The 25,418-nt window shown below is 32.2% G+C and carries 27 protein-coding genes; 12 read left to right on the top strand and 15 right to left on the bottom strand.

Going from position 1 to position 25,418, the window contains the following annotated elements:
- Position 1: 1 nt before the first annotated feature.
- The 3 genes from AC3Y25_RS19975 to AC3Y25_RS19965 all read right to left on the bottom strand — a co-directional run bounded on the left by AC3Y25_RS19975 (position 2) and on the right by AC3Y25_RS19965 (position 1,894).
- Positions 2–532 carry a DUF3347 domain-containing protein gene (locus tag AC3Y25_RS19975; RefSeq protein WP_489903949.1) on the bottom strand — a complete coding sequence of 177 codons (531 nt, stop codon included), beginning with the start codon at positions 530–532 and terminating at the stop codon, positions 2–4.
- Positions 533–630: 98 nt separating this feature from the next.
- Entirely contained in the window at positions 631–990 is a 360-nt protein-coding gene (locus tag AC3Y25_RS19970) for a hypothetical protein (protein WP_489903948.1), read from the bottom strand.
- Positions 991–1,060: 70 nt separating this feature from the next.
- Complete coding sequence (locus tag AC3Y25_RS19965; protein WP_489903947.1) at positions 1,061–1,894, bottom strand: AraC family transcriptional regulator; 834 nt, start codon at positions 1,892–1,894, stop codon at positions 1,061–1,063.
- A gap of 103 nt (positions 1,895–1,997) precedes the next feature.
- Between AC3Y25_RS19965 and AC3Y25_RS19960 the strand changes: the two genes are divergently transcribed.
- From AC3Y25_RS19960 to AC3Y25_RS19945, 4 genes are all read left to right on the top strand, one after another.
- The gene (locus tag AC3Y25_RS19960; protein ID WP_427875111.1) at positions 1,998–3,164 is read left to right on the top strand and encodes an MFS transporter; all 1,167 of its coding nucleotides are present in this window, start codon (positions 1,998–2,000) and stop codon (positions 3,162–3,164) included.
- Between the two features lie 627 nt (positions 3,165–3,791).
- Positions 3,792–7,037 (top strand): SusC/RagA family TonB-linked outer membrane protein, encoded by a 3,246-nt coding sequence (locus AC3Y25_RS19955; RefSeq protein WP_489903946.1) that lies wholly within the window; start codon positions 3,792–3,794, stop codon positions 7,035–7,037.
- A 17-nt stretch (positions 7,038–7,054) separates the two neighbouring features.
- The gene (locus AC3Y25_RS19950) at positions 7,055–8,857 is read left to right on the top strand and encodes a RagB/SusD family nutrient uptake outer membrane protein (RefSeq protein WP_250837302.1); all 1,803 of its coding nucleotides are present in this window, start codon (positions 7,055–7,057) and stop codon (positions 8,855–8,857) included.
- Positions 8,858–8,894: 37 nt separating this feature from the next.
- The gene (locus AC3Y25_RS19945) at positions 8,895–10,466 is read left to right on the top strand and encodes a DUF4957 domain-containing protein (RefSeq protein ID WP_489903945.1); all 1,572 of its coding nucleotides are present in this window, start codon (positions 8,895–8,897) and stop codon (positions 10,464–10,466) included.
- Positions 10,467–10,599: 133 nt separating this feature from the next.
- On the opposite strand, the gene AC3Y25_RS19940 is transcribed toward AC3Y25_RS19945, so the two are convergent.
- The 4 genes from AC3Y25_RS19940 to AC3Y25_RS19925 form a co-directional block, all read right to left on the bottom strand.
- Complete coding sequence (locus AC3Y25_RS19940) at positions 10,600–11,172, bottom strand: pentapeptide repeat-containing protein (protein WP_489903944.1); 573 nt, start codon at positions 11,170–11,172, stop codon at positions 10,600–10,602.
- Positions 11,173–11,197: 25 nt separating this feature from the next.
- Positions 11,198–11,398: a hypothetical protein gene (locus AC3Y25_RS19935; RefSeq protein WP_095929569.1), complete on the bottom strand. Its 201-nt coding sequence runs from the start codon at positions 11,396–11,398 to the stop codon at positions 11,198–11,200.
- Between the two features lie 70 nt (positions 11,399–11,468).
- Complete coding sequence (locus tag AC3Y25_RS19930) at positions 11,469–12,386, bottom strand: helix-turn-helix domain-containing protein (RefSeq protein ID WP_489903943.1); 918 nt, start codon at positions 12,384–12,386, stop codon at positions 11,469–11,471.
- A gap of 1 nt (position 12,387) precedes the next feature.
- Positions 12,388–12,951 (bottom strand): DUF6642 family protein, encoded by a 564-nt coding sequence (locus AC3Y25_RS19925; RefSeq protein ID WP_095929461.1) that lies wholly within the window; start codon positions 12,949–12,951, stop codon positions 12,388–12,390.
- 172 nt (positions 12,952–13,123) lie between these two features.
- Between AC3Y25_RS19925 and AC3Y25_RS19920 the strand changes: the two genes are divergently transcribed.
- On the top strand, positions 13,124–13,732 hold the full coding sequence (locus tag AC3Y25_RS19920; protein ID WP_489903942.1) for a 5'-methylthioadenosine/S-adenosylhomocysteine nucleosidase family protein: 609 nt from the start codon (positions 13,124–13,126) through the stop codon (positions 13,730–13,732).
- A gap of 178 nt (positions 13,733–13,910) precedes the next feature.
- Here the strand turns inward: AC3Y25_RS19920 and AC3Y25_RS19915 are convergent, their stop codons facing one another.
- Positions 13,911–14,387 (bottom strand): hypothetical protein, encoded by a 477-nt coding sequence (locus tag AC3Y25_RS19915; RefSeq protein ID WP_489903941.1) that lies wholly within the window; start codon positions 14,385–14,387, stop codon positions 13,911–13,913.
- The gene (locus tag AC3Y25_RS19910) at positions 14,384–15,226 is read right to left on the bottom strand and encodes an SIR2 family NAD-dependent protein deacylase (RefSeq protein ID WP_489903940.1); all 843 of its coding nucleotides are present in this window, start codon (positions 15,224–15,226) and stop codon (positions 14,384–14,386) included. Before AC3Y25_RS19910 ends, AC3Y25_RS19915 begins: the two co-directional genes overlap by 4 nt.
- Positions 15,227–15,519: 293 nt before the next feature.
- On the opposite strand from AC3Y25_RS19910, the gene AC3Y25_RS19905 reads away from it, so the two are divergent.
- A complete protein-coding gene (locus tag AC3Y25_RS19905) occupies positions 15,520–15,648 on the top strand; it encodes a hypothetical protein (protein ID WP_489903939.1) in 129 nt (42 codons plus the stop codon).
- A gap of 290 nt (positions 15,649–15,938) precedes the next feature.
- On the opposite strand, the gene AC3Y25_RS19900 is transcribed toward AC3Y25_RS19905, so the two are convergent.
- The 5 genes from AC3Y25_RS19900 to AC3Y25_RS19880 form a co-directional block, all read right to left on the bottom strand.
- Positions 15,939–16,571, bottom strand: coding sequence for a hypothetical protein (locus tag AC3Y25_RS19900; RefSeq protein WP_489903938.1), 633 nt, complete (start codon positions 16,569–16,571; stop codon positions 15,939–15,941).
- Positions 16,556–16,771: a hypothetical protein gene (locus AC3Y25_RS19895; RefSeq protein ID WP_489903937.1), complete on the bottom strand. Its 216-nt coding sequence runs from the start codon at positions 16,769–16,771 to the stop codon at positions 16,556–16,558. Before AC3Y25_RS19895 ends, AC3Y25_RS19900 begins: the two co-directional genes overlap by 16 nt.
- Positions 16,772–16,834: 63 nt before the next feature.
- On the bottom strand, positions 16,835–17,242 hold the full coding sequence (locus AC3Y25_RS19890) for a hypothetical protein (RefSeq protein ID WP_489903936.1): 408 nt from the start codon (positions 17,240–17,242) through the stop codon (positions 16,835–16,837).
- A 520-nt stretch (positions 17,243–17,762) separates the two neighbouring features.
- Positions 17,763–18,044, bottom strand: a complete 282-nt coding sequence (locus AC3Y25_RS19885) for a hypothetical protein (protein WP_489903935.1) — start codon at positions 18,042–18,044, stop codon at positions 17,763–17,765.
- Positions 18,045–18,395: 351 nt separating this feature from the next.
- Positions 18,396–18,719 carry a hypothetical protein gene (locus AC3Y25_RS19880; RefSeq protein ID WP_489903934.1) on the bottom strand — a complete coding sequence of 108 codons (324 nt, stop codon included), beginning with the start codon at positions 18,717–18,719 and terminating at the stop codon, positions 18,396–18,398.
- 311 nt (positions 18,720–19,030) lie between these two features.
- Between AC3Y25_RS19880 and AC3Y25_RS19875 the strand changes: the two genes are divergently transcribed.
- The 6 genes from AC3Y25_RS19875 (at position 19,031) to AC3Y25_RS19850 (ending at position 24,530) form a co-directional block, all read left to right on the top strand.
- Complete coding sequence (locus tag AC3Y25_RS19875) at positions 19,031–20,833, top strand: glycoside hydrolase family 2 protein (RefSeq protein WP_489903933.1); 1,803 nt, start codon at positions 19,031–19,033, stop codon at positions 20,831–20,833.
- 153 nt (positions 20,834–20,986) lie between these two features.
- Positions 20,987–21,415 carry a helix-turn-helix domain-containing protein gene (locus AC3Y25_RS19870; RefSeq protein WP_489903932.1) on the top strand — a complete coding sequence of 143 codons (429 nt, stop codon included), beginning with the start codon at positions 20,987–20,989 and terminating at the stop codon, positions 21,413–21,415.
- A 147-nt stretch (positions 21,416–21,562) separates the two neighbouring features.
- Positions 21,563–22,753 (top strand): ImmA/IrrE family metallo-endopeptidase, encoded by a 1,191-nt coding sequence (locus AC3Y25_RS19865; protein WP_489903931.1) that lies wholly within the window; start codon positions 21,563–21,565, stop codon positions 22,751–22,753.
- A gap of 6 nt (positions 22,754–22,759) precedes the next feature.
- Positions 22,760–23,302 (top strand): hypothetical protein, encoded by a 543-nt coding sequence (locus AC3Y25_RS19860; protein WP_111285767.1) that lies wholly within the window; start codon positions 22,760–22,762, stop codon positions 23,300–23,302.
- A 47-nt stretch (positions 23,303–23,349) separates the two neighbouring features.
- Complete coding sequence (locus tag AC3Y25_RS19855) at positions 23,350–23,979, top strand: MgtC/SapB family protein (RefSeq protein WP_489903930.1); 630 nt, start codon at positions 23,350–23,352, stop codon at positions 23,977–23,979.
- A gap of 11 nt (positions 23,980–23,990) precedes the next feature.
- A complete protein-coding gene (locus AC3Y25_RS19850; RefSeq protein ID WP_489903956.1) occupies positions 23,991–24,530 on the top strand; it encodes a GNAT family N-acetyltransferase in 540 nt (179 codons plus the stop codon).
- Between the two features lie 43 nt (positions 24,531–24,573).
- Here AC3Y25_RS19850 and AC3Y25_RS19845 read toward each other — a convergent pair whose 3' ends face one another.
- On the bottom strand, positions 24,574–25,416 hold the full coding sequence (locus tag AC3Y25_RS19845) for a DUF4249 domain-containing protein (RefSeq protein WP_489903929.1): 843 nt from the start codon (positions 25,414–25,416) through the stop codon (positions 24,574–24,576).
- Positions 25,417–25,418 lie beyond the last annotated feature (2 nt).

Genomic DNA, 25,418 nt, shown 5'->3' with positions numbered 1-25,418 from the left:
ATTATTTAATCGTTTCTACCACATTTCCGCAAGTCAGCATCGAAGAACCGTAATACGGATTTTTAACTGCTTTTTCTTTGCTCAACCAATCAGCATCTGCCATTGGGCAATATTGTTTGTAGATTGGCTGTTCTGGACTTGAAACTTTTATAAGATCATAAGTGCTTTTAGATAAAGATTTAAAAGTCTCGCGTTGTTTTTTAAGATCTGTTGTTGCTGAAATACTTTTAGCATCGGCAGTTAGTTTTTTAACCACTTTCATCCAAACCGTATGTTCGTTGCTTTTTAGTTTGTCCATTTTTACCGCAGTAATCGCTGTCAGTAAGTCTTTGGCTTTCGCCGAAGTTAATTTGCTATCACTTTTAATAAGTGCATCTTTTACGGTAAAATAAGCATCGTAAACAGATTGAAGCTGACTCGCATCAACGATTTCTGTTGTTCCCGATTCTACTTTTGCTGTATTTGCCTGAATGTTATTGGCATTAAATAATAGGGTAAGTACTGTTGCTAAAGCTATGATTGATTTTTTCATTGTATATAATATTTAGGTAAAGGATTTTATTTCCTTTAAAATTAATTAAAAATTTAGTTTTAAAAAAGACCCAATATGGGCTGTCATCAATGCGATAATTATATTTTCGGCTTGAGCCAAATAGAAGTAAATCCAGAAGAAATGGTAGAATTACTGTAAGATGAAATAGTGTTTTTTAAAGAAAAATTGAAAACATCATTTTGTAACTCAAGATCATTTGAAGTTAAAATAACAAATTGCAATGCAGAAGTTGTGCAGCCAGAATGACGGCATTTTCCGTCACAATTGTGTTTTTCCTGTTTTGAAGTTTTCTTTTCGCAGCATTTTTTAGAACAGCTGTTTTCTTCTTTAGAAGCGATTTCTTTGTGATGCACCATATTGCATGCGTAGATATAACTCGGATTCAAAAAGAAACTGAGTGTTATAAAAAGCAGTATTATATGGATCTTCTTTTTCAAAGAAATTGTTTTTATAAATACAAATTTAGTTAAAAATGTGTGGAGAAATTACTTTTTAAGATTTCGATAACTACAGTTTCTTAAAATCGGTTGGTTTCATGTTTTTTCGCTTTTTAAAATAATTCGTCAAATGACTTTCATATGTAAAACCAAATTCGTAGGCAATCTGTTTTATTGGCAATTGATTGTTATGAAATCTTTTTTCGATTAAAGTAGTTCTTAAATTATGAATGTATTCGCGATAACTGATGCTGAAAGTTCTTTTGAAATAAGCACTAAAATACGTTTGAGCAATATTAAAATGATCCGCAATTACTTTTACCTGAACCAGTTTGGGCTGATAAATATTCTGATGAATGTAATTCGCAATTTGTTCGCTATCCAAATGAGTCGATTTCATCTGTAAATTCATGCCTCGAATTGTTTCTTTAATTAAACCAAAGAGAGAAAGAATCTGATAGAAAACAATAGGAGATGAGGTAACATCTATATAATGCCCATACGTTACAATGTTTTCAACTGTGTTTTTTAGAATCGTTTTGCAAGGTTCGTCAAACTTCAAAACCGTTTCTTTTAGGATCTTATCACGCATGAAGCTTTCGGGAGTATTTACTAAAAATTCATCGCAAGTAAGATTTTGTTTGGAGTTGAAATAATTATCAGTGAATTTGATAAAAATGAATCGGGTACTTTTCTTTATATCAAAATAATGTTCGTCGTCTGGCGAAATAACAAATAGATCTCCAGCTTTATACGGAAGCAGATTGTTATTGAGGTGATGAATTCCGCTTCCTTTCTTTATATAGATGATTTCATAATACGTATGCGTATGTGGAGGGAGATGAAACTTCTCTTCTTCAAATTCATCCAGAACAAGCGTTTTAAACTGATTTAATTTAGGCATAACTTAAATATACAATTTTATGTCACAAATTTACAATTTTTTTTAAGGCTAACGGTGTTAATTTTGCCTCGTAGAAATCTATTCCTTTCTACAGTAAATCAAAATGAAAAAAAGTCTTATTGCGCTCTCTTTAGGAGGGTTAACTATTGGTATTACAGAATTTGTAATGATGGGATTGCTCCCAGATATTGCTTCAGATATGAAAGTTTCAATCCCAGTTGCCGGATATTTAATTTCATCTTATGCACTTGGAGTTGTTATTGGAGCGCCTTTGTTAGTAATCGCAGGAAGAAATTATGCACCTAAAAAAATGCTTTTAATTTTAGCTTTAATGTTGGCCGTTTTTAACGCATTGTCCATTATTGCTCCCGATTATAATATTTTATTTGCATCTAGATTTTTATCTGGATTACCGCATGGAGCATTTTTTGGAGTGGGAGCAGTAGTCGCAAGCCGTTTGGCAGATAAAGGAAAAGAAGCGCAGGCAATCTCTATAATGTTTGCTGGTTTAACTATTGCCAACTTAATAGGTGTGCCAATTGGAACTTATATAGGTCATCATTTTATTTGGCGTTATACTTTTGTATTAATTGCTATTGTTGGATTATTGACTTTTTTGGCAATTTATCTTTGGATGCCAAATCTTGAAAAAGGAGAAAGTGTAAATATGAAAACACAACTTCAGTTCTTTAAGAAAACAGAAGCTTGGCTAATTATCGGAATTACCGCAATTGGTTTTGGAGGCTTGTTTGCTTGGATCAGTTATATTGCTCCTTTATTAATTAATGTGTCTAAATTTTCACCAGAAGATGTTTCGTCTATCCTGATTTTAGCAGGACTAGGAATGGTAGTTGGTAATTTTGTGGGAGGTAAATTGGCAGATCGTTTTTCGCCAGCACCAACGACATTAGCTTTATTATTAGTAATGTCTTTAGATTTAACTCTAGTTTACTTTTTCTCATTCAATCAATATGTATCGCTGTTTCTTACTTTTTTGACCGGAGCTATTTCATTCTCGGTTATTGCGCCAATTCAAATGCTTATGATTCGTACAGCAAAAGGAGCAGAAATGATTGCTTCGGCATCACTTCAAGGAAGTTTTAATATTGGTAATGCTTTAGGCGCTTTCCTTGGTGGATTACCTTTGGCTGCGGGATTCAGTTATTCGTCTCCAAATCTTATTGGAGTTGTTATGTCGGTAATCGGAATGATTATTACATTCATATTGATGAGATTACATCAGAAACAAGTTCAGTTACAGCCTGTATAACTTTAAAATATTCATTTTTCTTAGCCCTTAACTTTTGTTTAAGGGCTTTTTTTGTGCCTTAAACGAATTGATTAAAGCTTAAACTCTTCTTCGGGTTTATTCATTAGACGCTTCTAGTCAGAAAATACACTTTAAAATATAGCTCTTCTTTCTCGCTGTTCTAATTTTTTTTAGGATCTCTTTAACTTTTTAAGTGTAAAATTAACACCTAATAATTTCGTAATTAATATTCATGTAATCGATTGTTTTTTTTGCAAAAATAGAATCAAATGAACGATTAATAATAATATTTTTAATATTTTAAGTTGGTATAAATTATACATCCCACATAAAAAAGCAATAAAATTTTTAAAATGTAATTTTTTTTATGAAATTTTTGGGAAATTTTATTTTTCGTTTGAAAAAAATATCTATGTTTGTGTAATCGATTACAACTTTTTTTTGATTGTTCGAAATCGATTAAGTAAAAAGATGGGAAATAGAGCAGAAACAAAGCTTTAGTGAGGAGGTAGATAAATTACTGTTAAAATAAAACCACAAAAATTAACTATAAAATGAATTGAAAGTAACCACAAAAAACCACTTAAACCAAAAAGAAAAAACTTTTAATAACTTAAACAATCAACCATGAACTTTAAAGAACTATTAAACAAAGGAGCAAATTTTTGCTTTAAACTTGTTTTCTTACTGTGCTTATTGATCGGTAGTCAAGTACACGCGCAGGGCACAACGATAGAGGGAACCGTGAAGGATGCTGCGGGACTTTCTCTTCCTGGGGTAAACGTCTTAGAAAAAGGAACTAAGAACGGAACTTCTACCGATTTTGACGGGCATTACAAAATAAAACTAACCAATCCGAAAGCAGTATTAAGTTTTTCTTTTATAGGATTCAAAAACATTGACATTTCTGCTGAGGGAAAAACGAAAGTTAACGCAACGATGTCTGAAGATTCTAACAACTTAAATGAAGTTGTTGTAATCGGATACGGAACAGCTAAGAAATCTGATTTAACTGGTGCAGTTTCTACTATTTCTGGTGCAGATTTGAAAAAAGTGCCGGTAGCCAATGTTGCTGAAGCTTTAACGGGTAGAATTGCCGGTGTGCAGGTAACTGCAGCAGAGGGTTCTCCAGATGCTGATATTAAAATTAGAGTTCGTGGAGGAGGTTCACTTACTCAAGACGCTTCGCCTTTAATTATTGTAGATGGATTCCCTATCAATAATATGAATGATATTTCTTCATCTGATATTGAAACAATGACCGTTTTAAAAGATGCGGCTTCAACTGCAATCTACGGATCACGTGGTGCAAATGGGGTAATTCTTATTACGACAAAAAGCGGAAAAGATGGAAAAATGGCCGTAAACTTTAATATGTTTTATGGTATGAAAACGATGGCGAATAAAATTGATGTTTTATCTCCAGAGGATTATACGAAATGGCAATATGAATATGCCTTGCTTTCGCAAAGCGGAACTAAAGTACCTTCTAATCCAGATAGCTATACAAAGTATTTTGGAAATTGGCAAGATCACGATATGTACCAAGGTTTAAAAGGGGATGATTGGCAAGAGCAAATTTTTGGACGCACAGGAGAAGTTCAAAGTCGTGATTTGGGAATTAGAGGTGGAACGGATAAGCTTAATTATAATTTTAATTATGCTCATTACGATGAAAAAGCTATCATGGTAGGCTCAAACTACAAAAGAAATAACTTAGCATTAGCTTTAAAAAGTAAACTAAATGATAAAATTGATGTTGCTTTTACAATGCGTTATTCAGATACAGAGATTGATGGTGGCGGGGTAAATGAGCAAAATGAGAAATCTTCGTCAGATTCTCGTATGCGTACTGTTGTGGGTTATGCACCACTTCCAGTACCAGGTCTAACTTCAGAAGATGTGAGTGGAGATGGAACAGATATGTTAATAAATCCTTTTACTTCTATTTCGGATAATAATGCTCAGCAGTTTCGTAAAAACTTTAATATGTTAGGAAGTTTTGGATGGGAGATCGTAGATAATTTAAAACTGAAAGTAGATTTAGGTCTAGATAATTCTAATAACACAGATTATCGTTTTTATGGTCAATCAACTTATTATGTAAATAATTCGCCAACAGCTGTATTACAAGGTTTGCCTGCAATGATTATGTCAGATGGTAAACAGAAACGCTTTAGAAATGCTAATACGTTAAATTACGACTTCAAAAAAATAATGGGAGAAGATCATCATTTGACAGCTCTTATAGGGGAGGAAAGTATTACATATAGCACCAATACTGTAACGAGTACGATACATGGATATCCTAGCTTTTTTGATTTTGAAAAAGCAAAAACTCTAACTACACAAGGTACTCCTCAAGCGGTAGATAATTATTATAGCCCTGATGACAGATTATTATCTTTCTTCGGACGTGCAAATTATGATTATAAAAACCGTTATATCCTATCGGCTACATTTCGTGCAGATGGATCTAGTAAATTTTTAGGGGCGAACCGTTGGGGATATTTCCCAGCTTTTGCAGCAGGATGGAAAATGTCAGAAGAAAATTGGCTAAAAAATAAAACTTGGTTAAGCCTTTTAAAATTAAGAGCAAGTTATGGTGAGGCAGGTAATAACAATATACCTGTTGGACAGCAAATTCAAATTTTTCAATCAACACCAACAACATGGATTAACGGCGTTACTAGTGTTTGGGCACCTTCTAAAACAATGCCTAATCCTGACTTGAAATGGGAAACAACAGTTACTCAAAATATTGGTTTAGATTTTGCATTTTTCAAAAATCGCTTAAGTGGTAATTTTGATATCTATAAAAATCTAACGAACGACTTATTGCTTAATTTTCCAGTTTCAGGAGTTGGATATGATTTTCAATATCGTAACATGGGACAAAATCAAAATAAAGGTTTCGAGGCTACTATAAACGTTGTTGCAATTGAAAAAGCGAAATATGGATTGAATTTTTCATTCAATATGGCAGTAAACAAAAATCGTGTTAACTCATTGGGTATTATGAATGACTTTGGACAACCTACAGGATGGGCTTCTTCTCAAATTGGAGATGATTATCTTATCGCAGTTGGTTCTTCGTTAGGAAGTATGTACGGCTACAAAAATGATGGAAGATATGAAGTTTCAGACTTTGATTATGTTGCAGGGAAGTATGTTTTGAAAACTGGAGTAGTTAATACTTCGACTTCTCTAGTAGGAGACGGAAGTGGTCTTAAGCCTGGAGATATGAAATTAAAAGATATTAACGGAGATGGTAAAGTAGATATAAACGATAAAACCGTTATTGGTAATGTTAATCCTAAAAGCACAGGAGGTTTTGTGATTAATGGTAATGCTTATGGTTTCGATTTAATGGCAGCTTTTAACTGGAGTATTGGTAATGAGGTATACAATGCCGATAAAATTGAATTTTCTACAGCTACAGCTTCAGGAAGATATAAAAATTTAAATTCTACTATGGCTGATGGTCAAAGATGGACTAATTTAGATCCAGCAACAGGTCAATTAGTAACAGATAATCCTGAAGCTTTAGCGGCGCTTAACGCTAATACAACGATGTGGTCTCCATATATGAGACAAGCTATCTTTACTGATTGGGCAGTTGAAGATGCATCTTTTTTAAGATTGAATACTTTAACATTAGGGTATTCAATGCCTGAGATGTTTACATCTAAACTTGGAGTTTCTAAATTGAGATTTTACTTGACAGGAAGCAATGTTTTTGTTTGGACTAATTATTCGGGTTCAGACCCAGAAGTTTCAACAAAAAGAAAAACTCCACTTACTCCTGGGGTTGATTCAAGTCCTTATCCAAGAAGCAGACAGATGATTTTTGGAATGAATCTTAATTTCTAATTTTAAACGATCACAAAATGAAACATAAAATAATAATAGCGGGATTGATTATTGCGGCTTTATTTAGTTCTTGCCAGCAATTTGAAGATGACTATTTAGAAACAGATGCAAAATCAACATTAGAACCATCTTTGATATTTTCTGAAGTAGCACTTGCAAAAGGAGCTATTGATGGAATAAAAGTGCCATTTGCAGAAACCAATTCTTATAGAGGAAGATTTTTACCATATTATGGATTAAATACAGACGTAGAATGGTACAATACTTCGCAGACAGCAGGAGATAAAGCAGATTTGTGTGTGTATGATGCGAAGCCAACTAATACGGAGATGAATACTACCAACAATGCTTATTCAATGATGTATTCAGGTATTGAGCGTGCCAATATCTGTATTAAAGGTCTACGTCAATATGGGAATCCTACACCAGGCTCAGAAATGGGACAACTACTGGGAGAAGCTTTAACATTAAGAGCAATCTATTATGCCGATTTGCTTAAGTCTTGGGGTGATGTTCCAGCTCGTTTTGAACCTATCACTACTGCAACATTATATTTGCCTAAAGCGAGTAGAGATGTTATTTACAAACAATTAATTGCAGATTTAGGTGAAGCATCAACATTGGTGGCATGGCCTAACGAAACTTCTTATACAAGTACGGTAGAACATGTAAATAAAGCTTTTGTAAAAGCATTTAGAGCACGTTTGGCTTTGGCAGCAAGTGGTTATCAGCAATATCCTGATGGAGTAAGAAGAAGTAGCGATCCAGAACTTTCAGTTGCCAACATGTATGCATTGGCATTAAAAGAATCTCGCGAAGTGATCCAAAGTGGTTCTGCTCGTTTAGAATCTACTTTTGAAGGATTATGGAGAAAATACAATGAAGAAAATACTGCTGCAGGAGGAGAATCTCTTTGGGAGCTTCCTTTTTCTGATGGGCGTGGTAGAATGTTATTCACTTTTGCAGTAAAACACACTGCAGCAGCTGATCAATTTCAAGCTAATGGAGCTAACCGTGGAGGTGTAGCAGGACCATTGCCATTTGTTTTCTATGACTATGATCAAGCAGATACACGTAGAAATGTTACATGTGTACCTTACAAATATGGTGCAGCAGTAAATGGTATTGCAAAACAAGAATTGGGTACTCTAGATACATGGTATTTTGGTAAATATCGTTATGAATGGATGAAACGTTATGTAACTTCAACTAATGATGACGGGGTTAATAAAATGTACATGCGTTATGCTGAGGTGCTTTTAATAGCTGCTGAAACAGCAAACGAATTAGAAGGTCCAAGTGCAGCAATGCCCTATTTGAAAGAAATTCGTAGAAGATCATTTTCTACAGCAGATCAAGCGACTAAGGTTGAATCTTATGTAAATGCCTTAACGAGCAAAGACGCAATGTTTAATGCTCTTGTTGAAGAAAATAAATATGAGTTTACAGGAGAGATGGAACGTAAACAAGCGCTTATCCGTTGGAACTTGCTTAAAGCAAACTTAGATAAAGCAAAACAAAAAATGGCTGAATTATCTACTCGTACGGGACAATATGCAGATGTGCCAGCGACTTTGTACTATAAATATCAGTCAGATAATGTAAGTTTAGATATCTATGGACTTAATCGTGGAGAAACTACAAATCCAGGAGCATTGTATTCTTCTACTGCTTGGACATGGACAGGAACTGCTGCAGATGCTAAGATAGCTTCATTGTATAAAGCAGGAGTAAATCCTGATGAGAGACAATTCTGGCCAATATGGCAAGTATTTCTTGATGCAAGTAATGGTCAGTTAAAAAATGATTACGGTTATTAAAATCTTTCAAAAAACTAATAATAAATTATAAGTTATTATGATGAAAACAATAAATATATTTAAAGGATTAATAACCGTATTACTTCTTTCAGTTGCAGTTTCTAGCTGTGAAAGTTATAATGAAGCGTTATTAGACGGTATAGGAAATACAAGAGAATTTTCTCCCATCGGACTTAAAGCTACCATCAGAAACTCAACCACGGTTGAGTTAGATTGGACAGTTAAAGCAGATGAAAATGCAGATCATTATGTAGTTGAATTTAGTGCCGATGATCCTAGTTTCGCTACAATTTATAAAACGGTAAATGTTGCTCCTACAGAACTTCCTGTAAAAGTAGCATTAGAAGGAGAAACGGTTTATTCTATTAGAGTAAAAGCAGTTACTTCTGGCTTAGCAGATTCTAAATGGTCGGTTATAACAGCTACAACATTATCAGAGCAGATCATGTTCCCTGTTCAAGATGCAGATATTCAAGCCACTCAAGTTACATTGAGATGGACTCCAAATAGCGCTGTAACACAAATTACTGCTATGCCTGGAAATATTGCGCACACCATTACAGCAGCTGAAAAAACTGCGGGAGTAGCTACACTTACAGGATTAACACCAGAAACTGCTTATACTGCAATTTTATTAAACGGAACAAAGAAAAGAGGTAATGCAACTTTTACCACCGGAATAGACATTGGAACAGGAATATTAGTTAAAGAGGGAGATAATTTCCTTCAGAAAATTATTGATGCGCCTTCAGGATCTGTTTTAGTTTTCATGCCAGGAGATTATACAGCTCAAACTGGAACAATTGCAATAAATAAAACAATAACATTAAGAGGTTTAAGACCAGAAAACAAACCAAAACTAAAAGTTAATTTTACGTTGGCTAATAATCCGGCTAATTCAAGTGAAGTGGTTAACCTTTCATTAATCGATTTAGACTTAAACGGAACTGGTACAACTGGTGGAGCAATAGCAATTGCGACAGCAGCGGCTACAGGTTTAGGAGATGTTTTAATAAGCGGATGTTATGTTCATGATTATCCATCTCAATTAATCTACGGAAATGCCTCAGCAAGATTGAAATCATTCTCTGTGGATAATAGTATTATTGAAAATGTAAACGTTAATGCAGGTGCTGATTTTATTGACTTCAGAACTACTTATGTGGCAAGTGTTTCTTTAACAAAAAGTACATTCGATACTTGTTCATCACGTGATTTCATCCGTTTAGATGCTGCTGCAGGATTAACAGGAACAGGATTAACTAGTAATGTGTTAATCGATGGATGTACAATCTATGCACCTACATTACCGTCAGCAAGTAGAATTCTGTATATACGTTTTGTTTCTAATTTATCAACAGTACGTAATACATTATTAGCAGTTGGATCTGCAGTTTACACCAATTCTACAGCAACGGCTGCTCCAGGATTTGCGAATAATAATAATTTCAATTCGCCTAATTTACAGGTAACAACTGGTAATAATAGACCAGATGCTGCTGCAACTGTATTAGATCCTCAATTTACGAATGCAGTAAATGGTGATTTTACAGTTAAAAATCAAACATTAATTGATAGAAAAGTGGGAGATCCACGTTGGATAAAATAAAAATCGTGGTTGATTAAATAGAGAAAAGCGGGATACAATTTAGTTTGTAGTCCCGCTTTTTAAGTTTTCAGTCTCGGTTTTCAGTCACAGTCTTCAGTTACTGAAAACTGTGACTGCGACTGAAAACTTAAAATCACTCTATGGATAAATCAAATTTTTGAAGCAAACCCGCAAGTGCCGTATGGGAAACTTTTGTTCCTTTAATTTTATTTTCGGATGGATCAAAAGCATAGTTTTTGGAAGTTCTGAAGTCGGTTTTTTCTAAAATACTTTCCACAAAAGTGGCACCAGAAAGATCACAATTTTTAAAAACGGCCAAAGATAAATCGGTATTCGAAAAATCAGCTTCTTTTAGGAGGCAGTCTATAAAATTGGTTTTCTTCAATTTTTTATAAATGAAAGTAGAATAATCTAATACACAATCTTGAAAATTCATCGAAAATAAAAAACTATTACAAGCGCTAAAATCCAATCCCATTAATTTACAGCCAATAAATTTGATGTTTTTTAATCCCGTATTTCTCAAAGTAGCCAAAGAAAGATTGCAATTTTTAAAAGTGCAATCTAGAAAGTCGTTATGACTTAAATCACTTTTAGAAAAGTTGCAATTAACGAATTCGCAGTTTACAAATTCGGTATTGGCTAAACTCTGATCCGAATAATCAATCGTTTCAAAAGTTCGGTTTTGGTATAATTTTGATTCCATATAAATTTAAAAGGCTTGTAAAGTTTTATTCTAATTCGATACAATCGAAAATACTATTGTTTTGAAGTAATGCGGTCACATTCAGCTCGCTGTCAACTCTCAGAATGTTGTCGCAATCTTCGAGGTCAAAATTCCACAAAGAATTAGGTAATAATTCATTTAGAAGTACAGAGGCCGATTCAAATTTGGATGGGCTGTCAACGGAAGTTTTAAAAACATAAATCATAATTTGCATTTTTGAGGAAGCAAATTTCTGAAAAACACCCGCATATTTGTTAGGATTCTATAATCAATAATTAGGACTTATCAATCATTTTTCGATATCGAATAGGAGAGATTCCTTCTGCTTTTTTAAAAAATCGACTAAAGTAAGATTGATCTTCAAAGCCTACTTGCGTTGCGATTTCACCTACAGAAAGTGTGGTTTGGAACAATAAATATTTGGCCTCTAGCAATATGTTTTCGTCAATCCATTTTACAGCAGATTTTCCTGTTACATTTTTGACACATTTGTTTAAATGATTGGGAGTAACATTTAGCATCGAGGAATAGTAATTGACCTGATGTTGGGTTTTAATATGGTCATGAATCAATTCTTTAAATTTCCCCGTAATTGCTTCTGCCGCCGAAATACTTTTAGAAGTTTTCACTGCATTTTTATTCATTTCATAAAACAAAGTAATCAGATACGACTGAACAATATTTAAATCTGTAATCGTTTTTTCAGAATATTCCTTTTTCAATCGTTCCAAAATATTGGTAATTGGAGTAATATCTTCGGGAGCAAGCTTAATTTTGGGATCTCCTGAAATTTTTAGAAAGTCAAAATCATTGAGCAGTTCACGGCTGCCATATTTTCGAATCAATATATCGGGATGAAATTGGCAGATATAACCTTTATGAATGTTGTTGACATTATCAAGCGAAAAAATCTGACCAGCAGGAACCATAATCATTTCATTATCGGTCGTGGCATATTCCTGATAACCCAATTTCATAACATGCTGTCCCGACGAAATAAAAATTAGAGTATGGCAAGAATGTTTCGAAGGCGGAACAGGATGCTGCATCTGCATCATTTCTTCGATTTCCAAACAGAAAAAATGATCAGAATTCGATTTAAAAAGTAAATGAATAGGATTGTCTTCTCCTAAAAACTTTTCTCGAAACCCTTTTGGATTATAGGTTTTTATTTTTTCTGCCTGCTTTTTCATTCTAATAATATAATCTAAAATCAAGCAGTTTGCAGAGATTGTAATGTTTAGCATACAGATCTTCAACCACTTCAATTATATTGTCGTTTTCCTGATACAAGCTAAAAAAAGCTTTGTCAATCGTGCTACAACTGGCAATTTTATTGTAGGTAGAACCATAGCCAGAAATGGCTCTTGCTCCAGTTATGTCTAAGAAATATTGCGCTTCTTCTTCATTTAAATCTAAAACCTTAAGATTGGCAAAATGAATAATTTTTCCTTTCATTTTTCCTTCAAACAATTCGGCAATTTCTTCAATGCTGTAATAATAATCGTGAAGGCAGATATTATTTTCCTGCCCAGGCATGGCTAAATAAATGATTTCATAATCTTTGAAATTATGATCTTCGTAAAGCAAAATATTCAGACTTTCTTCTAAACCTTCGATTGTATCGCAAGTTTTATGAATGCTCGAAATACCTTGGTCTATGGCCAATTCTTCCAAACATTTTACCACATTGGTCTGGGTATGATCGTCTATATCTTTAACGCCTTCAAGGCAGAAAATAAATTTTTCACTATCCATGCAGTTATTCTTTCTGGTTTTAAACTTTTATTACTGGTTCTCGCAAATGTATTTTTTATATCATAAAATCCAATAGCGAAAACAGACTTTAACGTCTTTTTTGGATTTTAAATTTAGGTTAGAGCATCGTAAATTTTTAAACGTATTTTTGTAAACCGAAAATAAATTACACATGATACAAATTAACCAAACGGCATCATTTGCGGTTGTAGATATATTATTCTGTTTTGCGCTCGAATCTGAAGCAGCAGAAGTTTTTAAAGATCACAATGTCTTAATTACCGGAATCGGAAAAGTAAATGCAGCTTACGAATTGACAAAAGCCATTCAAAAGAAAAGGCCCTCTGTAATTGTTAATCTGGGTTCGGCGGGAAGCAGCTGTTTTCAAAAAGGAGATGTAATTTGCTGTACCAAATTTGTACAAAGAGATATGGACGTTCGCGGTTTAGGATTTGCTTTATACGAAACGCCACTTTCTGGTTTGTCGCCACTTTTAGAATATGGTTTGTTAATGGATAATCTTCAAGAAGGCATCTGCGGAACTGGAGATAATTTTGAAATGGGACATTGTTCAGATGCCTACAATGTGGTTGATATGGAAGCCTACGCCTTAGCCATGATTGCGATGAAAGAAAATATTCCGTTTTTAAGTCTAAAATATATTTCTGATGGAGCCGATGATAATGCTGCAGAAGATTGGACGATTCAAGTTCATAAAGCGGCTATTGCTTATGGTAAAATTTTGGGATTGATTGAAGAAAATAAAGAAGCCATTTCTTAGTTGAAATGGCTTATTACCTTGTTAATAAATCTGTTTTCTACTCTCTTTAGTCTTCACTGAAGCGCTATGCAAAATGTCTCTAACTTGTACAGTTTTTTATAAAGGACACTTTTTATAAAGGCTCAAAGTTTAATTTAATTTTGAATTAAGATAGTTTCATCTAACTATATTTTTTGATTTACTTATTAAGTTCATAATAATTGTTTTCTCCATTACATTTTAAATTTATTGCTTTAGGAAAACCATTATCAAGATTAATGATATTCTTTTCCTTGCAATCTTTGTTGCCGAAATATAGTTTACATTTCTTCAATATAGTGGGGAGTTCATTAATATGGCTTAAATAATAATATCCAAAAAATTGCTTTTTATCAGTATATATAAAAATATGATTTTCAGCACTTGGACTATTTTTTAAATTAAAAATAAATGATGAAATAACAATATAATATTTTCCTTGATTAGTCTTTACTTCTCCTAAGTATCTACCTTGAAATCTTTCAGAATCATTTATTTTTTTATAAGATAATATTTTCTGATTTTTACTTATGAGCTTTAAATTAAAAAGATTTCTCTCTTTTTTGTAGTCAAAATAATTTTGTGAAAAAATATTGTTTGTAAGGAAGATGAATGTTAGTAGCATAATTGTTCTCATATTGGAGTTTTAACTATAGTATGCATATGTTTAATTATTTCTTTAATCAATTTTAAAGCTTCAGTAGATGTTTTACGAATGATAATTTTATTCTTTTTATCTTTTATCAAAGCCGTAAACTGATTGTCTTCTATATTAATATCAACGATAGTTCCTCCGTATTTTAAAGTAGTCTCTGCAATTGCAACAGGTAGATTGGTGGCACCAGAAGTTCCCAGAATAAAAAGTATTCCTGAATTTTTGGCAATTTTTAAGGAACTGAACTTTTTATTTGTCTGTTCGTCATAATATTCGTCAAACCACAGAATATTTGGTCTCATCCAACTTCCGCAACTTTTGCATTTTAAAAGCTCTATTTCTCTTTCGGTTAAATCTTCATCAATCTCTTTTCCTTTTATTTCTTCAGGTAGATTTATAATTTCTCTGCAACCGTTTGAACACTTTATTTGTCTGTTATTTCCATGAATTTCGAAAATTCTTTCTGTTCCGCTTAACCTGTGTAGGTTGTCTATGTTTTGAGTAATTAGATGAAATCTGTCTTTTAAAATGTTTTCAATTTCGACCAATTCGTAATGGCTTGCATTTGGCTTTGCATTTTCGAACATTTTTTTTCTAAACAATGAATATTGCCAAACTTCTTCGGGATTTTCTTTGAAGTATTTAAAAGTCCCAAATTCTTCAGGTTTATGAAATTTTGTTCCCTTGATCCAAATACCATCAACACCTCTATAAGTCGGAATTCCACTTTCAGAAGAAATTCCGGCGCCCGTTAAAAAGGTAAATAGGTTTCTTTTATTTTTAGTAGAAACGTGTTTTATTATGTCTTCTAATTGTTCCATGTTTAATGAAAAAGGGATATTTTTTTGATTAAATATAAACTAAAATTTAATATCTTGAAATTCTGATTCTTTTATGGAATTGCTCTTGGTTTTGAAATTTTCTTGTCTGTGGAAGATGTTTTATTTTACAAGAATTAATGTGTTGATATAGGTGTTAAATTAGTTCCATCGGTTACAATTCCGTTAAAATATTTCCTTACCATCGCCTCTCCAAAACCTGATCCTTAAAGATAATTATCAGTTGCTTTTTCAAAACGATAAGCTACAACAGCAGAGAAGCGTATGTTCTAGGCATGATTGCCATGAAAGAAAATATTCCGTTTTTAAGTCTAAAATATATTTCTGATGCAGCCGATGACAATGCTGCAGAAGATTGGACGATTCAAGTTCATAAACGGCAATTGCTTACGGTAAAATTTTAGGATTGATTGAAGAAAATAAATAAGCCATTTCTTAGTTGAAATGGCTTTTGTTTTTTTATATATGCGCAAAGCCTGAGTAGACTACACCGAAAAAGGTAGAGATTATTAGGAGGCAGTCGAGAGACATTTGCGCAGCTTTTCATAATGAACTCTTATAAGAGCGGAGACAGTTCAATTTTAGAAAGCTTTTTAATTATTTCTTAAATTCATTTTTAAAAGACTTTTTATTTAATGTTTATTTATTTCAATGAGTTAGAAGTTTAAATTTTTTGTCAGACTTAAAAAATATCTTATTTATCTGTTCTTATACTTTTTTCAGATTTATTCAGGTCAATTTTATATTTACGAAGAATGGCTACTAAAGAAACTTTCTCTTTTGTCATTGATGTACCTTCATAAATAACTTCACCTAGTAGAGTGTAAATACCTGTAAACTCAGCACAATCGACACCATTACAACAATCTGCTCCATTTACAATATAATAATAATTACTATTCCCTTTAGTCAAAAATATTTCATATATCGGAGTCTTTAAAGTTTTTAAATTATTTTTGGTAATGGTTTTTTTCTTTAAAACTTGAATAGGTAATTTATAATGTTTGATTAATTTATTTTTCTCAAAAAAAGATAATTCTTGCGTTAAAATGATTGGACTACTGCAAAAATCATTTTTATAATCAATTATATCTAATGTATCATTAGAAAATTGAGTTTTTATGATTAATGCAAATTTATTGTACTCTAGTCTTCTTATGATTACTTCGTCAGGATTTATAAGCAATGGTACAGCTTTAGTTTTTTTTGAAATCGAAGTGTCTTTTACGATCTCTTTGGATAAATCCTTTTGACATCCCATAAAAATAGAAATTAAGAATAGAAATAATATTTGAATCTTGGGTATTTGATTTACATTTGTGGCCATAATGTTATTTCTTTTTGTAATTGACCAACAGGAGTTGCAATGGAAGAATTTCCAGACAATTCTTGTGCTCGATATGAATTGAAAGTTTTTTCTAATTGAGGAACACTCCAATGTTGTAGAGAAGTCCACCTAGCTTGAGTCGTTGTCTTAAAATCAGTCATGTTCCCAGATTTTGCTGCATTATAACTAGCAGATGTCATATTGTTTACAGATGCTTTATCTTGACTTGTAGGACTAAAGTCTTTTCCAGAGTAAAAATCTTTTTAATGCTTTATAAGCCCCTGCTGCTGTCCCTCCCGAATCTGGATTTTTACCTGGATGGTTTTTGTAATCTGAAGGTTTATCAGCATATGACTTTTCTGTGAAATTTTATACTTATACTTTTGCGCAACTCTATTTCCTTTCGTAATGTTAGTAACAGCATTATACCCTTTATGTTTTAAACCAAACGGATAATAGTTGTTTTCTTCCTGAATAACCAAGTCTTTATCATAACTTAAACGAACTTTTCCAAGATGATCCTTGTATTGGTAAATGTAATCAAAAGTTCCCGAGTTATTTGATACATATCCTTCAGGCTGCGAGAAAAATTGTAGTTGGTTGTTTTCGTAAATAAAAGCGCCAGCATAATCGGTTGTAAAGGTATTGGCATATTTTACTTTTCTTTCCATAAAAAATGCCCCAAATAGTGTCTAACTTTTTGGGGCATGTTCATAATGAAGTGACTTTTTTATTTTGATTGCGTTTATGAGTGAGACGCTCGCGCCATCACGGGGTAAACTATTTTTTAATTGTTTTTATTTTACATTTCATCATTTAACACTACCCGATAATATTGTATATACTTGAAAAACCCAAATTAGAAAATAAATAATATAATTTCTAAAAAAAATAAAACTGTTTGCTAAATAATTACCTTGAAAAGTATCATTTTTATTTAAAAACATAATCAATAGAGAATTAATGCCGTAATGAAAGACAAAAACCACAAAACTAAATACTAGTAAGATAACGAATTTTTCATTATCCATATAGCCTAACTTACAGAATAAAGTAAATTGTAATAAACAAAATACAAAAATTAAGATTGAAAATAAAATTTTCAATCTTAATTTTAAAATTGGTTTAGATAAAACATTAAAAATAACCAAACCTAATATTGTAAAAAATAATATATATAATATTCTCATTTTAATTTATTGAATTATTAATCCTTTTTTTGAGGGTTTTAATTTTACTCTTGACTAGTATTAGTAATACTAAAACAATATTTAACCCCTGCACCGAATCCGAAATGTCCAATAGCAGATATTTCTGCTTCTCCAGTATTTGGTCATAAAAAGCAGCAACTTTTGCACCTGCATGTGCACTTCCTACTGAAGCCCCTACTGTATATCCTATATTTAACCCAAAAATTCTAACACTAGGAGTATAACTACCATTTAGACCAATAGCTTTCGCTTCTGATCCCAATTTAAATCCATATTTTCCCTCACTACCATTTAAATACCCGCTACTCCACCAACCTCAGCTTTGAATATACTTCCTTCGCCAGATATTGATAACTTACCTATTTTAGCTGCGGCATTTGCAGATACGCCATAAACACTAGCGCTACCACTTATTTCATTACTAGTCGAGTTGGTCTCATATCCACCGCTAAAACCCGAAAGATGTCCCTTTATTTCATCACCACGTTCATTTTGAACTATTCCTTCAACTTTATTCTCCTACGGAAGTAAATCCACCTCTTGATGGATTATTTGCATCAATAGGAGCAAAGGATTAATCTTTTTTAATTTTTAAATTCAAGATATGTTTGCTTTAATCGATAGCACTTTTTTTATAAAATAGATACTTTCCATTTTCTTTCCTGTAAACACTAAAAATATTAGTATTTGATTTTTTTGAAATAGAATCTCCTATTTTTAGGTCAAAATTATTCTTAAATGTAGAGTCAATTCTCAATCCATTTTGCAAATAAAATTCAGTCGTTCTTAATTGCCAATTATTTCGCTTTACAATAATGCTATTTACCTCTAGTCCTATAAATTTTTTATTCAATTGATTATTATACATAAGAAATACGGTCACTGCAGAAATAACAATAAATAGGGGTAAAATTCTAAAAATATTTATTTTTTTCATACTTATTTTAATGGGGAAATTGGCTTAAATACAGCAATATATTGATAATTTGCTTGAATATTTATTAGTGATTATTGGTTAAGGTTGGCAAATTTAATTCCAAATATATTAGTATTTTTCGTAGAATAAAGATCAAAAAAGACTGAATTTAGAATTAGAAAGTGTTATAAATGCTAAACTGATAAGTATTTGATGGGGTATTTTAAAGAAATGAATGAGGTTGATTTAATACAGCTTTAAAGAAACTTTTTAACTTTATAATCTTCATATTTTACTAACTAAAGATCCTCAAAACCAAAATGATTTTAACTATGAAAAAGATAATAATGCTGTGTTGTACTTTTCTGCTAATTGGAAAAGCAATAGCACAGGAAATTCCGTTGGTATCTAACATTTCAGCTCGAAACAATATTACGTTAAACGGAAAATGGAGATATATTGTAGATCCTCTCGAAAACGGATATTACAATTATCGTTTAGAGCCCTTTAAAGACAATGGCTTTTTCGAGAATAAAAAATGGAATACCACCGAGTTGAGCGAATATAATTTCGCAACCTCATCAGTTATGGATATTCCGTCTGATTGGAATTCGAAAGATCAAAGATTGTTTTTTTATGAAGGAACGGTGTGGTTTCAAAAAGATTTCAATTATAAAAAAGACGCCAAAACCAAGGGAATTCTTCATTTTGGAGCTGTCAATTATGATGCGAAAGTCTATGTAAACGGAAAATTGGCAGGAACACATATTGGCGGTTATACACCTTTTAATTTTGATGTAACCACTTTATTGGTCGACGGAAATAACTTCGTAGTCCTAAAAGTGGACAACAAACGCCATAAAGACAATGTGCCAACCGTAAATATGGATTGGTGGAATTATGGCGGTATTACAAGAGACGTAACTCTAGCTCAAGTTCCGAATACGTATATCGAAGATTATCTAGTTCAATTGGATAAAAAAGAAAAAGGAAAAATTTCGGGTTGGATAAAATTAAACAGCGAATCGGCAAATCAAACGGTTTCGGTTTCCATTCCAGAATTGAAAATTAAAAAAAGCGTTACGACCGATGCTAAAGGAATTGCCTCTTTTGAAATTAAAGCCAATCCTGTTTTGTGGACGCCTGAAAAACCAAAATTATATGATGTAACCATTTCTAAAGCAGATGAAAATATCGCCGATCAAATTGGTTTCAGAACCATTGAAACCAAAGGCAAAGAAATTCTGTTAAACGGAAAAAAAGTCTTTTTACGCGGAATCAGCATTCATGAAGAAGCGCCTTTTAGATCTGGAAGAGCTTGGTCTCAAAATGATGCGATTACTTTATTGACATGGGCAAAAGAGTTGGGCTGTAATTATGTTCGTTTGGCGCATTATCCGCACAACGAAAATATGGTAAAAGAAGCTGAAAAAATGGGATTAATGATTTGGTCTGAAGTTCCGGTTTATTGGACCATTTCGTGGACAAATCCAGATACGTATGCCAATGCCGAACACCAATTGCATGACATGATTTACAGAGATAAAAACCGTTGCGGAATCGTAATTTGGTCAATTGCCAATGAAACGCCTCATGGCGATGATCGTGATATTTTCTTAAGTAAACTGGCAAAATATGCGCGTACGCAGGATAATTCTCGTTTGATTAGTATGGCGATGGAAGTTACTTCGAGCTCCAATAATATCAATACGCTTCACGATAATATGAATGAGTATGTGGACATTGTAAGTTTCAATCAATACTTAGGTTGGTATAGAGGAACTAATGAATCTTGCAAAGACATGCAATGGGTAATTCCGTATAACAAACCCGTTATTATAAGTGAATTTGGAGGCGAAGCGTTACAAGGTTTGCATGGTGACAAAAAAGAACGTTGGAACGAAGAATATCAGGAAGAATTATACATTCAAAACACACAAATGTTTAATAGAATTGAAGGTTTAGCCGGAGTTTCTCCTTGGATTCTCGTTGATTTTAGATCGCCAAGAAGACAATTGCCCAATATTCAGGATTTCTTTAATCGCAAAGGTTTAGTTTCTGATCAAGGAATTAAAAAGAAAGCTTTTTATGTTATGAAAGATTGGTATGCACAAAAAGAAAAAGAATATAAGTAAACTGGATTTTTAAAATTTATTTTTGTCTGAAAAGTTGTATTTTTGTCATGATGCAAAAATAAGTTTCTATTTACTGTTTTCGGTATCATACAGAACAAATTATGTAAGATACATATTTCTTATTTTTAAAGTCGTAATTATTATCTTTGAACTATGAGTACATTAACCAGACCAAATCACATCGGTAGAAAAATAAGCCGTATTCGTGAACTGAAAGACATGAAACAAGAAGCATTGGCACAGGCGCTAGGAACAAACCAGCAAGCTGTTTCTATTATGGAAAATAGTGAGACTATTGATGAAGAGAAACTAATTCAAGTTGCTAAAGCTTTAGGCGTAAGTGTTGAAGCTATTAAGAATTTTTCTGAGGAAGGAGTAATTAATTATTTTAATACTTTCACAGAAAATGATTTTAGCCATAGTCAAGGAACTAATTTTGGAAGTAATAATGTATGCACATTTAATCCATTAGATAAATTAATAGAATCTGTTGAAGAAAATAAAAAGCTTTACGAACGCCTTCTGCAAGCTGAAAAAGATAAAATTGAATATTTAGAAAAATTATTGAAAGATAAACATTGAAAGAGACTTTTTAAGTCTCTTTTTTATTAAAATAATTTTAATAAAAGTTACGGAATAGATTTAAAAAACAAAACAAGGGGTAATTACCCCTTGTTTTGTTTTTTAAATAGTTTTTTGTGTATATTTGCAAAGGTAAATACCCTTTTTATGGATAAATTAGATATTAGTTCTTTATTGAATTCAATATTTACTGATGATGAAGTAAATATAAAAGAGATTTTTGATGCGAAGTTGCTTGAGTATAATTTAAGCAAAACAAAGGCATTGAAACTTCTTAATATTGATAAAGATGTTTTCGAAGAAATAATTAGCGGTAACGCTAAGCAACCTAACTTAATAAATATAGTGAAGATTGCCGAATTTTTAAATTTTGAAATTAACAGCTTTATTAAATTGGTTTTAAGAAATCAAAGTGCAGAAAATATTTCGTCTATTGAAAATGCTAGAAAGGCGACTTTCATTGTGAAAAATTTTGATGTGAAAACATTAACTAAGCTTGGATTTTTTGATGTATCTGATGATACAAATAAATTAGTTGATAAAATATTGTGTTATTTTGGATATGAATCTACTTATGAATTTGAGCATCAATTGGAAGAGCCGCTTTATAGTAGAGTAAAAAAGAACCACTCGGATAAGATGAAGGATTTTTGGGTTAAATCCGCTTATCAGACTTTTAGAATAATAAATAACCCGAATGAATATGATAGAGAAAGATTAAAGGAATTAATTGTAAAAATAAAACCTTATTCTCAAGATGTTGAAAACGGTTTGTACACTGTTTGTAAAGCATTATACAATATTGGAGTTACAGTTATTTTTCAAAATTATTTATCGACTACCCAAGTTAGGGGAGCCACTTTTATAATTGCTGGAAAACCTTCTATAGTAATTACTGATTTTAATAAAATGTATCCAACATTATGGTTTACGCTTTTACATGAGCTTAATCACGTACTTTTCGATTATGAAACAATTGAATCAAGTAGTTTTCATTTGTCTGGTGAAGATGATTTATTTCTAATTGAAGATAAAGCAGATAATTTTGCAAGAGATTTCTTTTTTTCTGTAGATAAATTTAATTACATAAAAAAATATATAAATAATCCTTATTTGGTATCAAAGTTTGCTATTGAAAATGAGATACATCCATCAATAATTTATTCTTTTTTTACTTGGTATCAAAAAAAACTATATGGAAAAAATTATCATGCTGCATATAAGGAACATTATCCAGATTATTTTAGTGCAATTAAAAGACTTAATCCAATTTCATGGAATGAAACGAGTTTAAAAGAAGCGAGTGAAAAGATAAAATCCGTTTTAGAAATAAAGTAATAATTTATGGAAAATAATAAAAAAATAAAAGACCAAAGTCTAAGTCAGGCTGATCTTGAGAGATTTGAGCTTTTACAAAAAGCAAATGAGAAGGTTGGAAAACAGTTGACAATTAATTCAGAGTCAGGTAACTTAGAAGAATTCAACGAATTAAAAGAATTAATTGATAAAGATTTTGAAAATCCAGAAGAGAAGTATAATCTTTATTATAGAGGTATTAGAAAATTACTGATAGATTTTTTACCTAAAGGAAAGGATTATAAACAAATAAGAAACATAATTTATGATGAAAAGAATGTGTTTTTAAATTTGGGAAAGAAGAAATCTGATAATAACGGTACTAGAAAATCAGATGGAAGAATGACATATCAACCAGTAATGAATGAGATTTTAGATATTATTGTGAACTGGGTTGGCGAATCACAAAATCCATTTGATATTTATCGTGATTTTTATGAATTAAATGAAAAGTATAATTATGGACATGAGGATTATGATAAATCAACTAAAGCTGTGGCAAAAGCAATGCTTGATCTTAGTAAAAGATAGGAGAACTTTCTTTTAATGCGCTTTAAGAATGGTTAAATAATGTTTTAATGGAAGTAGAAATTATCATAAGATTGCTTTTAGCAACATTTTGGGGAGCTTTAATTGGTGCCGAAAGAGAATACAAAGGAAAAGCTGCTGGACTTCGCACCACAATAATGATTTCTGTGGGAGCTTGTTTTTTTACCTTAATGTCTGAATGGATCGGCGGAGCAGGAAATCCAGACAGAATTGCTTCTAATATTGTAACCGGTTTAGGTTTTCTTTGCGCGGGAGTCATCTTTAGATCAGATAATCATGTTACGGGAATTACAACCGCAGCGACAATATGGTCGGTTGCGGCAGTTAGTATGGGAGTAGGAGCGGGTTATTACTTTGCTTCGGCTTGTGCAGCGATTATGATCATTGTTATTCTAACGATGCTAACGGTTCTTCAAGATAAAATTGACCTCATCAACGAGCATAAAATTCTCCGAATAACCTTCAAACGTTCCGATGATGGTCACGCAAGATGTAAAGAACTTTTTTCGACTTCTGGCGTAAAATCAAAATTGATTACACAGCGCCGTAATCTAGATCATGTTACTTTAGAATGGCAGATACATGGTTCCAAACATTCTATAGAATCTCTGTATGCTTCGCTTTTAATGGATCCAATTTTTGAAGAATTAGTGTTATAAAAATAAGAATGATGAATTTTAATTTACAACCCGTTTTAGAAAATGATCTTTGTGTTCTATCTCCTTTAGAAGAAAAAGATTTTGATGCATTATACAAAGTAGCTTCCGATCCTAAAATTTGGGAACAGCATCCTAATAAAGACAGATGGAAAAAAGAAGTCTTCGAAAACTTTTTTGAAGGAGCCATGAAAAGTAAAGGCGCTTTTAAAATTACAAATAAAGAAACCGGAGAAGTTATTGGAAGTACACGATTTTACGATTTTGATCAAGAAGACGACAGCATTTTTATAGGTTATACTTTTTATGCTGTTTCGTGCTGGGGAAAAGGCATAAATCAAAGTGTGAAAAAGACCATGCTGGATTATCTTTTTCAATATGTCTCGAAAGTGAAATTTCATATTGGTTCAGAAAATATCCGATCACAAATTGCAATTTCAAGAGTAGGAGCAGAAAAAGTGGCTGAAGAGGAGGTGGCTTATTTTGGAGAAAATCCAAAATGGAATTTTGTGTATCAAATAAATAAAGAAGACTGGAAAAGAGAAAAGCCTTAAACATATTGTTTAAGGCTTTTCTCTTTTTCATACAATTGATTTTTTATTGCACCAAATAATCAATTTGATCGGCTTCGCAAAGTCTGAAATAACCAAAAGCGAAATTATTAGCATCAGAAGTATTTATAATATTTCCTCTAATATTTCCTGGAGGAACAGAAAAAGGATTTGAACTGGAAGCTTCCAAAATTAATTTCCAGTAATTATAGAAGTTTTTAGAAACGCCTCTGTGCGTAATTGTAACCGTATTTCCAGGTTTCATTTTGTCTTCATTAGAATATCTTGTACTGATTTCGTTTCCGTTATAAAATTCATCATTTGTAATTTCATATTCAGGATAAATCAAAAATGAAGCTTGATAATCGGTTACATAATAATTGATCTGATCTGCTGGGTCGTTGTAATAAAAAGTCAATTCAATGATATCTGTTCCGTCAAAATCAGGAACAATCTTTTGTTCGATTTTATTGATTGGAGTTGTAGAAGTTAACTTTTCTGTTGCGGTAAAACTTTGCCCTTCAGCATTGATAAATAATTTATAATCGGCATCAATTACAGGAATAAAATTGGTGCATTTGTAAACTCCTGCCTCAGTTTCGTTAAAGGTAAAAACATCTCCGTTACTGTTTTCTATTCGTACTTGTGCGCCAGAAACTTTTGGCGTAGAATTGTTGTAATAAGGAGCCGTTTTACTAATTTTTATAGTTTGTTCTTTTCCGTCAGTTCCTTTTTTCCAGATTATTTCAGCATCGATAACCAGTTTCGTTTCGCCAGTTTCCAGGTCCAGATTGACTACATCTTCGCAAGAAGCAAAAGAAAAAACAAAAAGAAGACTTATTAATGCCAGTGCTCTGTTCATTATTGTATATTTTTTCAATTTATTCATAG

This window comes from Flavobacterium sp. LK-23 (genome assembly GCF_058135255.1).
Note: the sequence above shows the minus strand (reverse complement) of the source record. Positions and strands in the feature narration are given on the sequence as shown.

Coding starts and splice junctions, on each gene's coding strand:
- AC3Y25_RS19975 (WP_489903949.1), bottom strand. CDS start 532: ATGAAAAAATCAATCATAGCTTTAGCAACAGTACTTACCCTATTATTT.
- AC3Y25_RS19965 (WP_489903947.1), bottom strand. CDS start 1,894: ATGCCTAAATTAAATCAGTTTAAAACGCTTGTTCTGGATGAATTTGAA.
- AC3Y25_RS19960 (WP_427875111.1), top strand. CDS start 1,998: ATGAAAAAAAGTCTTATTGCGCTCTCTTTAGGAGGGTTAACTATTGGT.
- AC3Y25_RS19955 (WP_489903946.1), top strand. CDS start 3,792: ATGAACTTTAAAGAACTATTAAACAAAGGAGCAAATTTTTGCTTTAAA.
- AC3Y25_RS19950 (WP_250837302.1), top strand. CDS start 7,055: ATGAAACATAAAATAATAATAGCGGGATTGATTATTGCGGCTTTATTT.
- AC3Y25_RS19945 (WP_489903945.1), top strand. CDS start 8,895: ATGATGAAAACAATAAATATATTTAAAGGATTAATAACCGTATTACTT.
- AC3Y25_RS19940 (WP_489903944.1), bottom strand. CDS start 11,172: ATGGAATCAAAATTATACCAAAACCGAACTTTTGAAACGATTGATTAT.
- AC3Y25_RS19935 (WP_095929569.1), bottom strand. CDS start 11,398: ATGATTTATGTTTTTAAAACTTCCGTTGACAGCCCATCCAAATTTGAA.
- AC3Y25_RS19930 (WP_489903943.1), bottom strand. CDS start 12,386: ATGAAAAAGCAGGCAGAAAAAATAAAAACCTATAATCCAAAAGGGTTT.
- AC3Y25_RS19925 (WP_095929461.1), bottom strand. CDS start 12,951: ATGGATAGTGAAAAATTTATTTTCTGCCTTGAAGGCGTTAAAGATATA.
- AC3Y25_RS19920 (WP_489903942.1), top strand. CDS start 13,124: ATGATACAAATTAACCAAACGGCATCATTTGCGGTTGTAGATATATTA.
- AC3Y25_RS19915 (WP_489903941.1), bottom strand. CDS start 14,387: ATGAGAACAATTATGCTACTAACATTCATCTTCCTTACAAACAATATT.
- AC3Y25_RS19910 (WP_489903940.1), bottom strand. CDS start 15,226: ATGGAACAATTAGAAGACATAATAAAACACGTTTCTACTAAAAATAAA.
- AC3Y25_RS19905 (WP_489903939.1), top strand. CDS start 15,520: ATGATTGCCATGAAAGAAAATATTCCGTTTTTAAGTCTAAAATATATT.
- AC3Y25_RS19900 (WP_489903938.1), bottom strand. CDS start 16,571: ATGGCCACAAATGTAAATCAAATACCCAAGATTCAAATATTATTTCTA.
- AC3Y25_RS19895 (WP_489903937.1), bottom strand. CDS start 16,771: ATGACATCTGCTAGTTATAATGCAGCAAAATCTGGGAACATGACTGAT.
- AC3Y25_RS19890 (WP_489903936.1), bottom strand. CDS start 17,242: ATGGAAAGAAAAGTAAAATATGCCAATACCTTTACAACCGATTATGCT.
- AC3Y25_RS19880 (WP_489903934.1), bottom strand. CDS start 18,719: ATGAAAAAAATAAATATTTTTAGAATTTTACCCCTATTTATTGTTATT.
- AC3Y25_RS19875 (WP_489903933.1), top strand. CDS start 19,031: ATGAAAAAGATAATAATGCTGTGTTGTACTTTTCTGCTAATTGGAAAA.
- AC3Y25_RS19870 (WP_489903932.1), top strand. CDS start 20,987: ATGAGTACATTAACCAGACCAAATCACATCGGTAGAAAAATAAGCCGT.
- AC3Y25_RS19865 (WP_489903931.1), top strand. CDS start 21,563: ATGGATAAATTAGATATTAGTTCTTTATTGAATTCAATATTTACTGAT.
- AC3Y25_RS19860 (WP_111285767.1), top strand. CDS start 22,760: ATGGAAAATAATAAAAAAATAAAAGACCAAAGTCTAAGTCAGGCTGAT.
- AC3Y25_RS19855 (WP_489903930.1), top strand. CDS start 23,350: ATGGAAGTAGAAATTATCATAAGATTGCTTTTAGCAACATTTTGGGGA.
- AC3Y25_RS19850 (WP_489903956.1), top strand. CDS start 23,991: ATGAATTTTAATTTACAACCCGTTTTAGAAAATGATCTTTGTGTTCTA.
- AC3Y25_RS19845 (WP_489903929.1), bottom strand. CDS start 25,416: ATGAATAAATTGAAAAAATATACAATAATGAACAGAGCACTGGCATTA.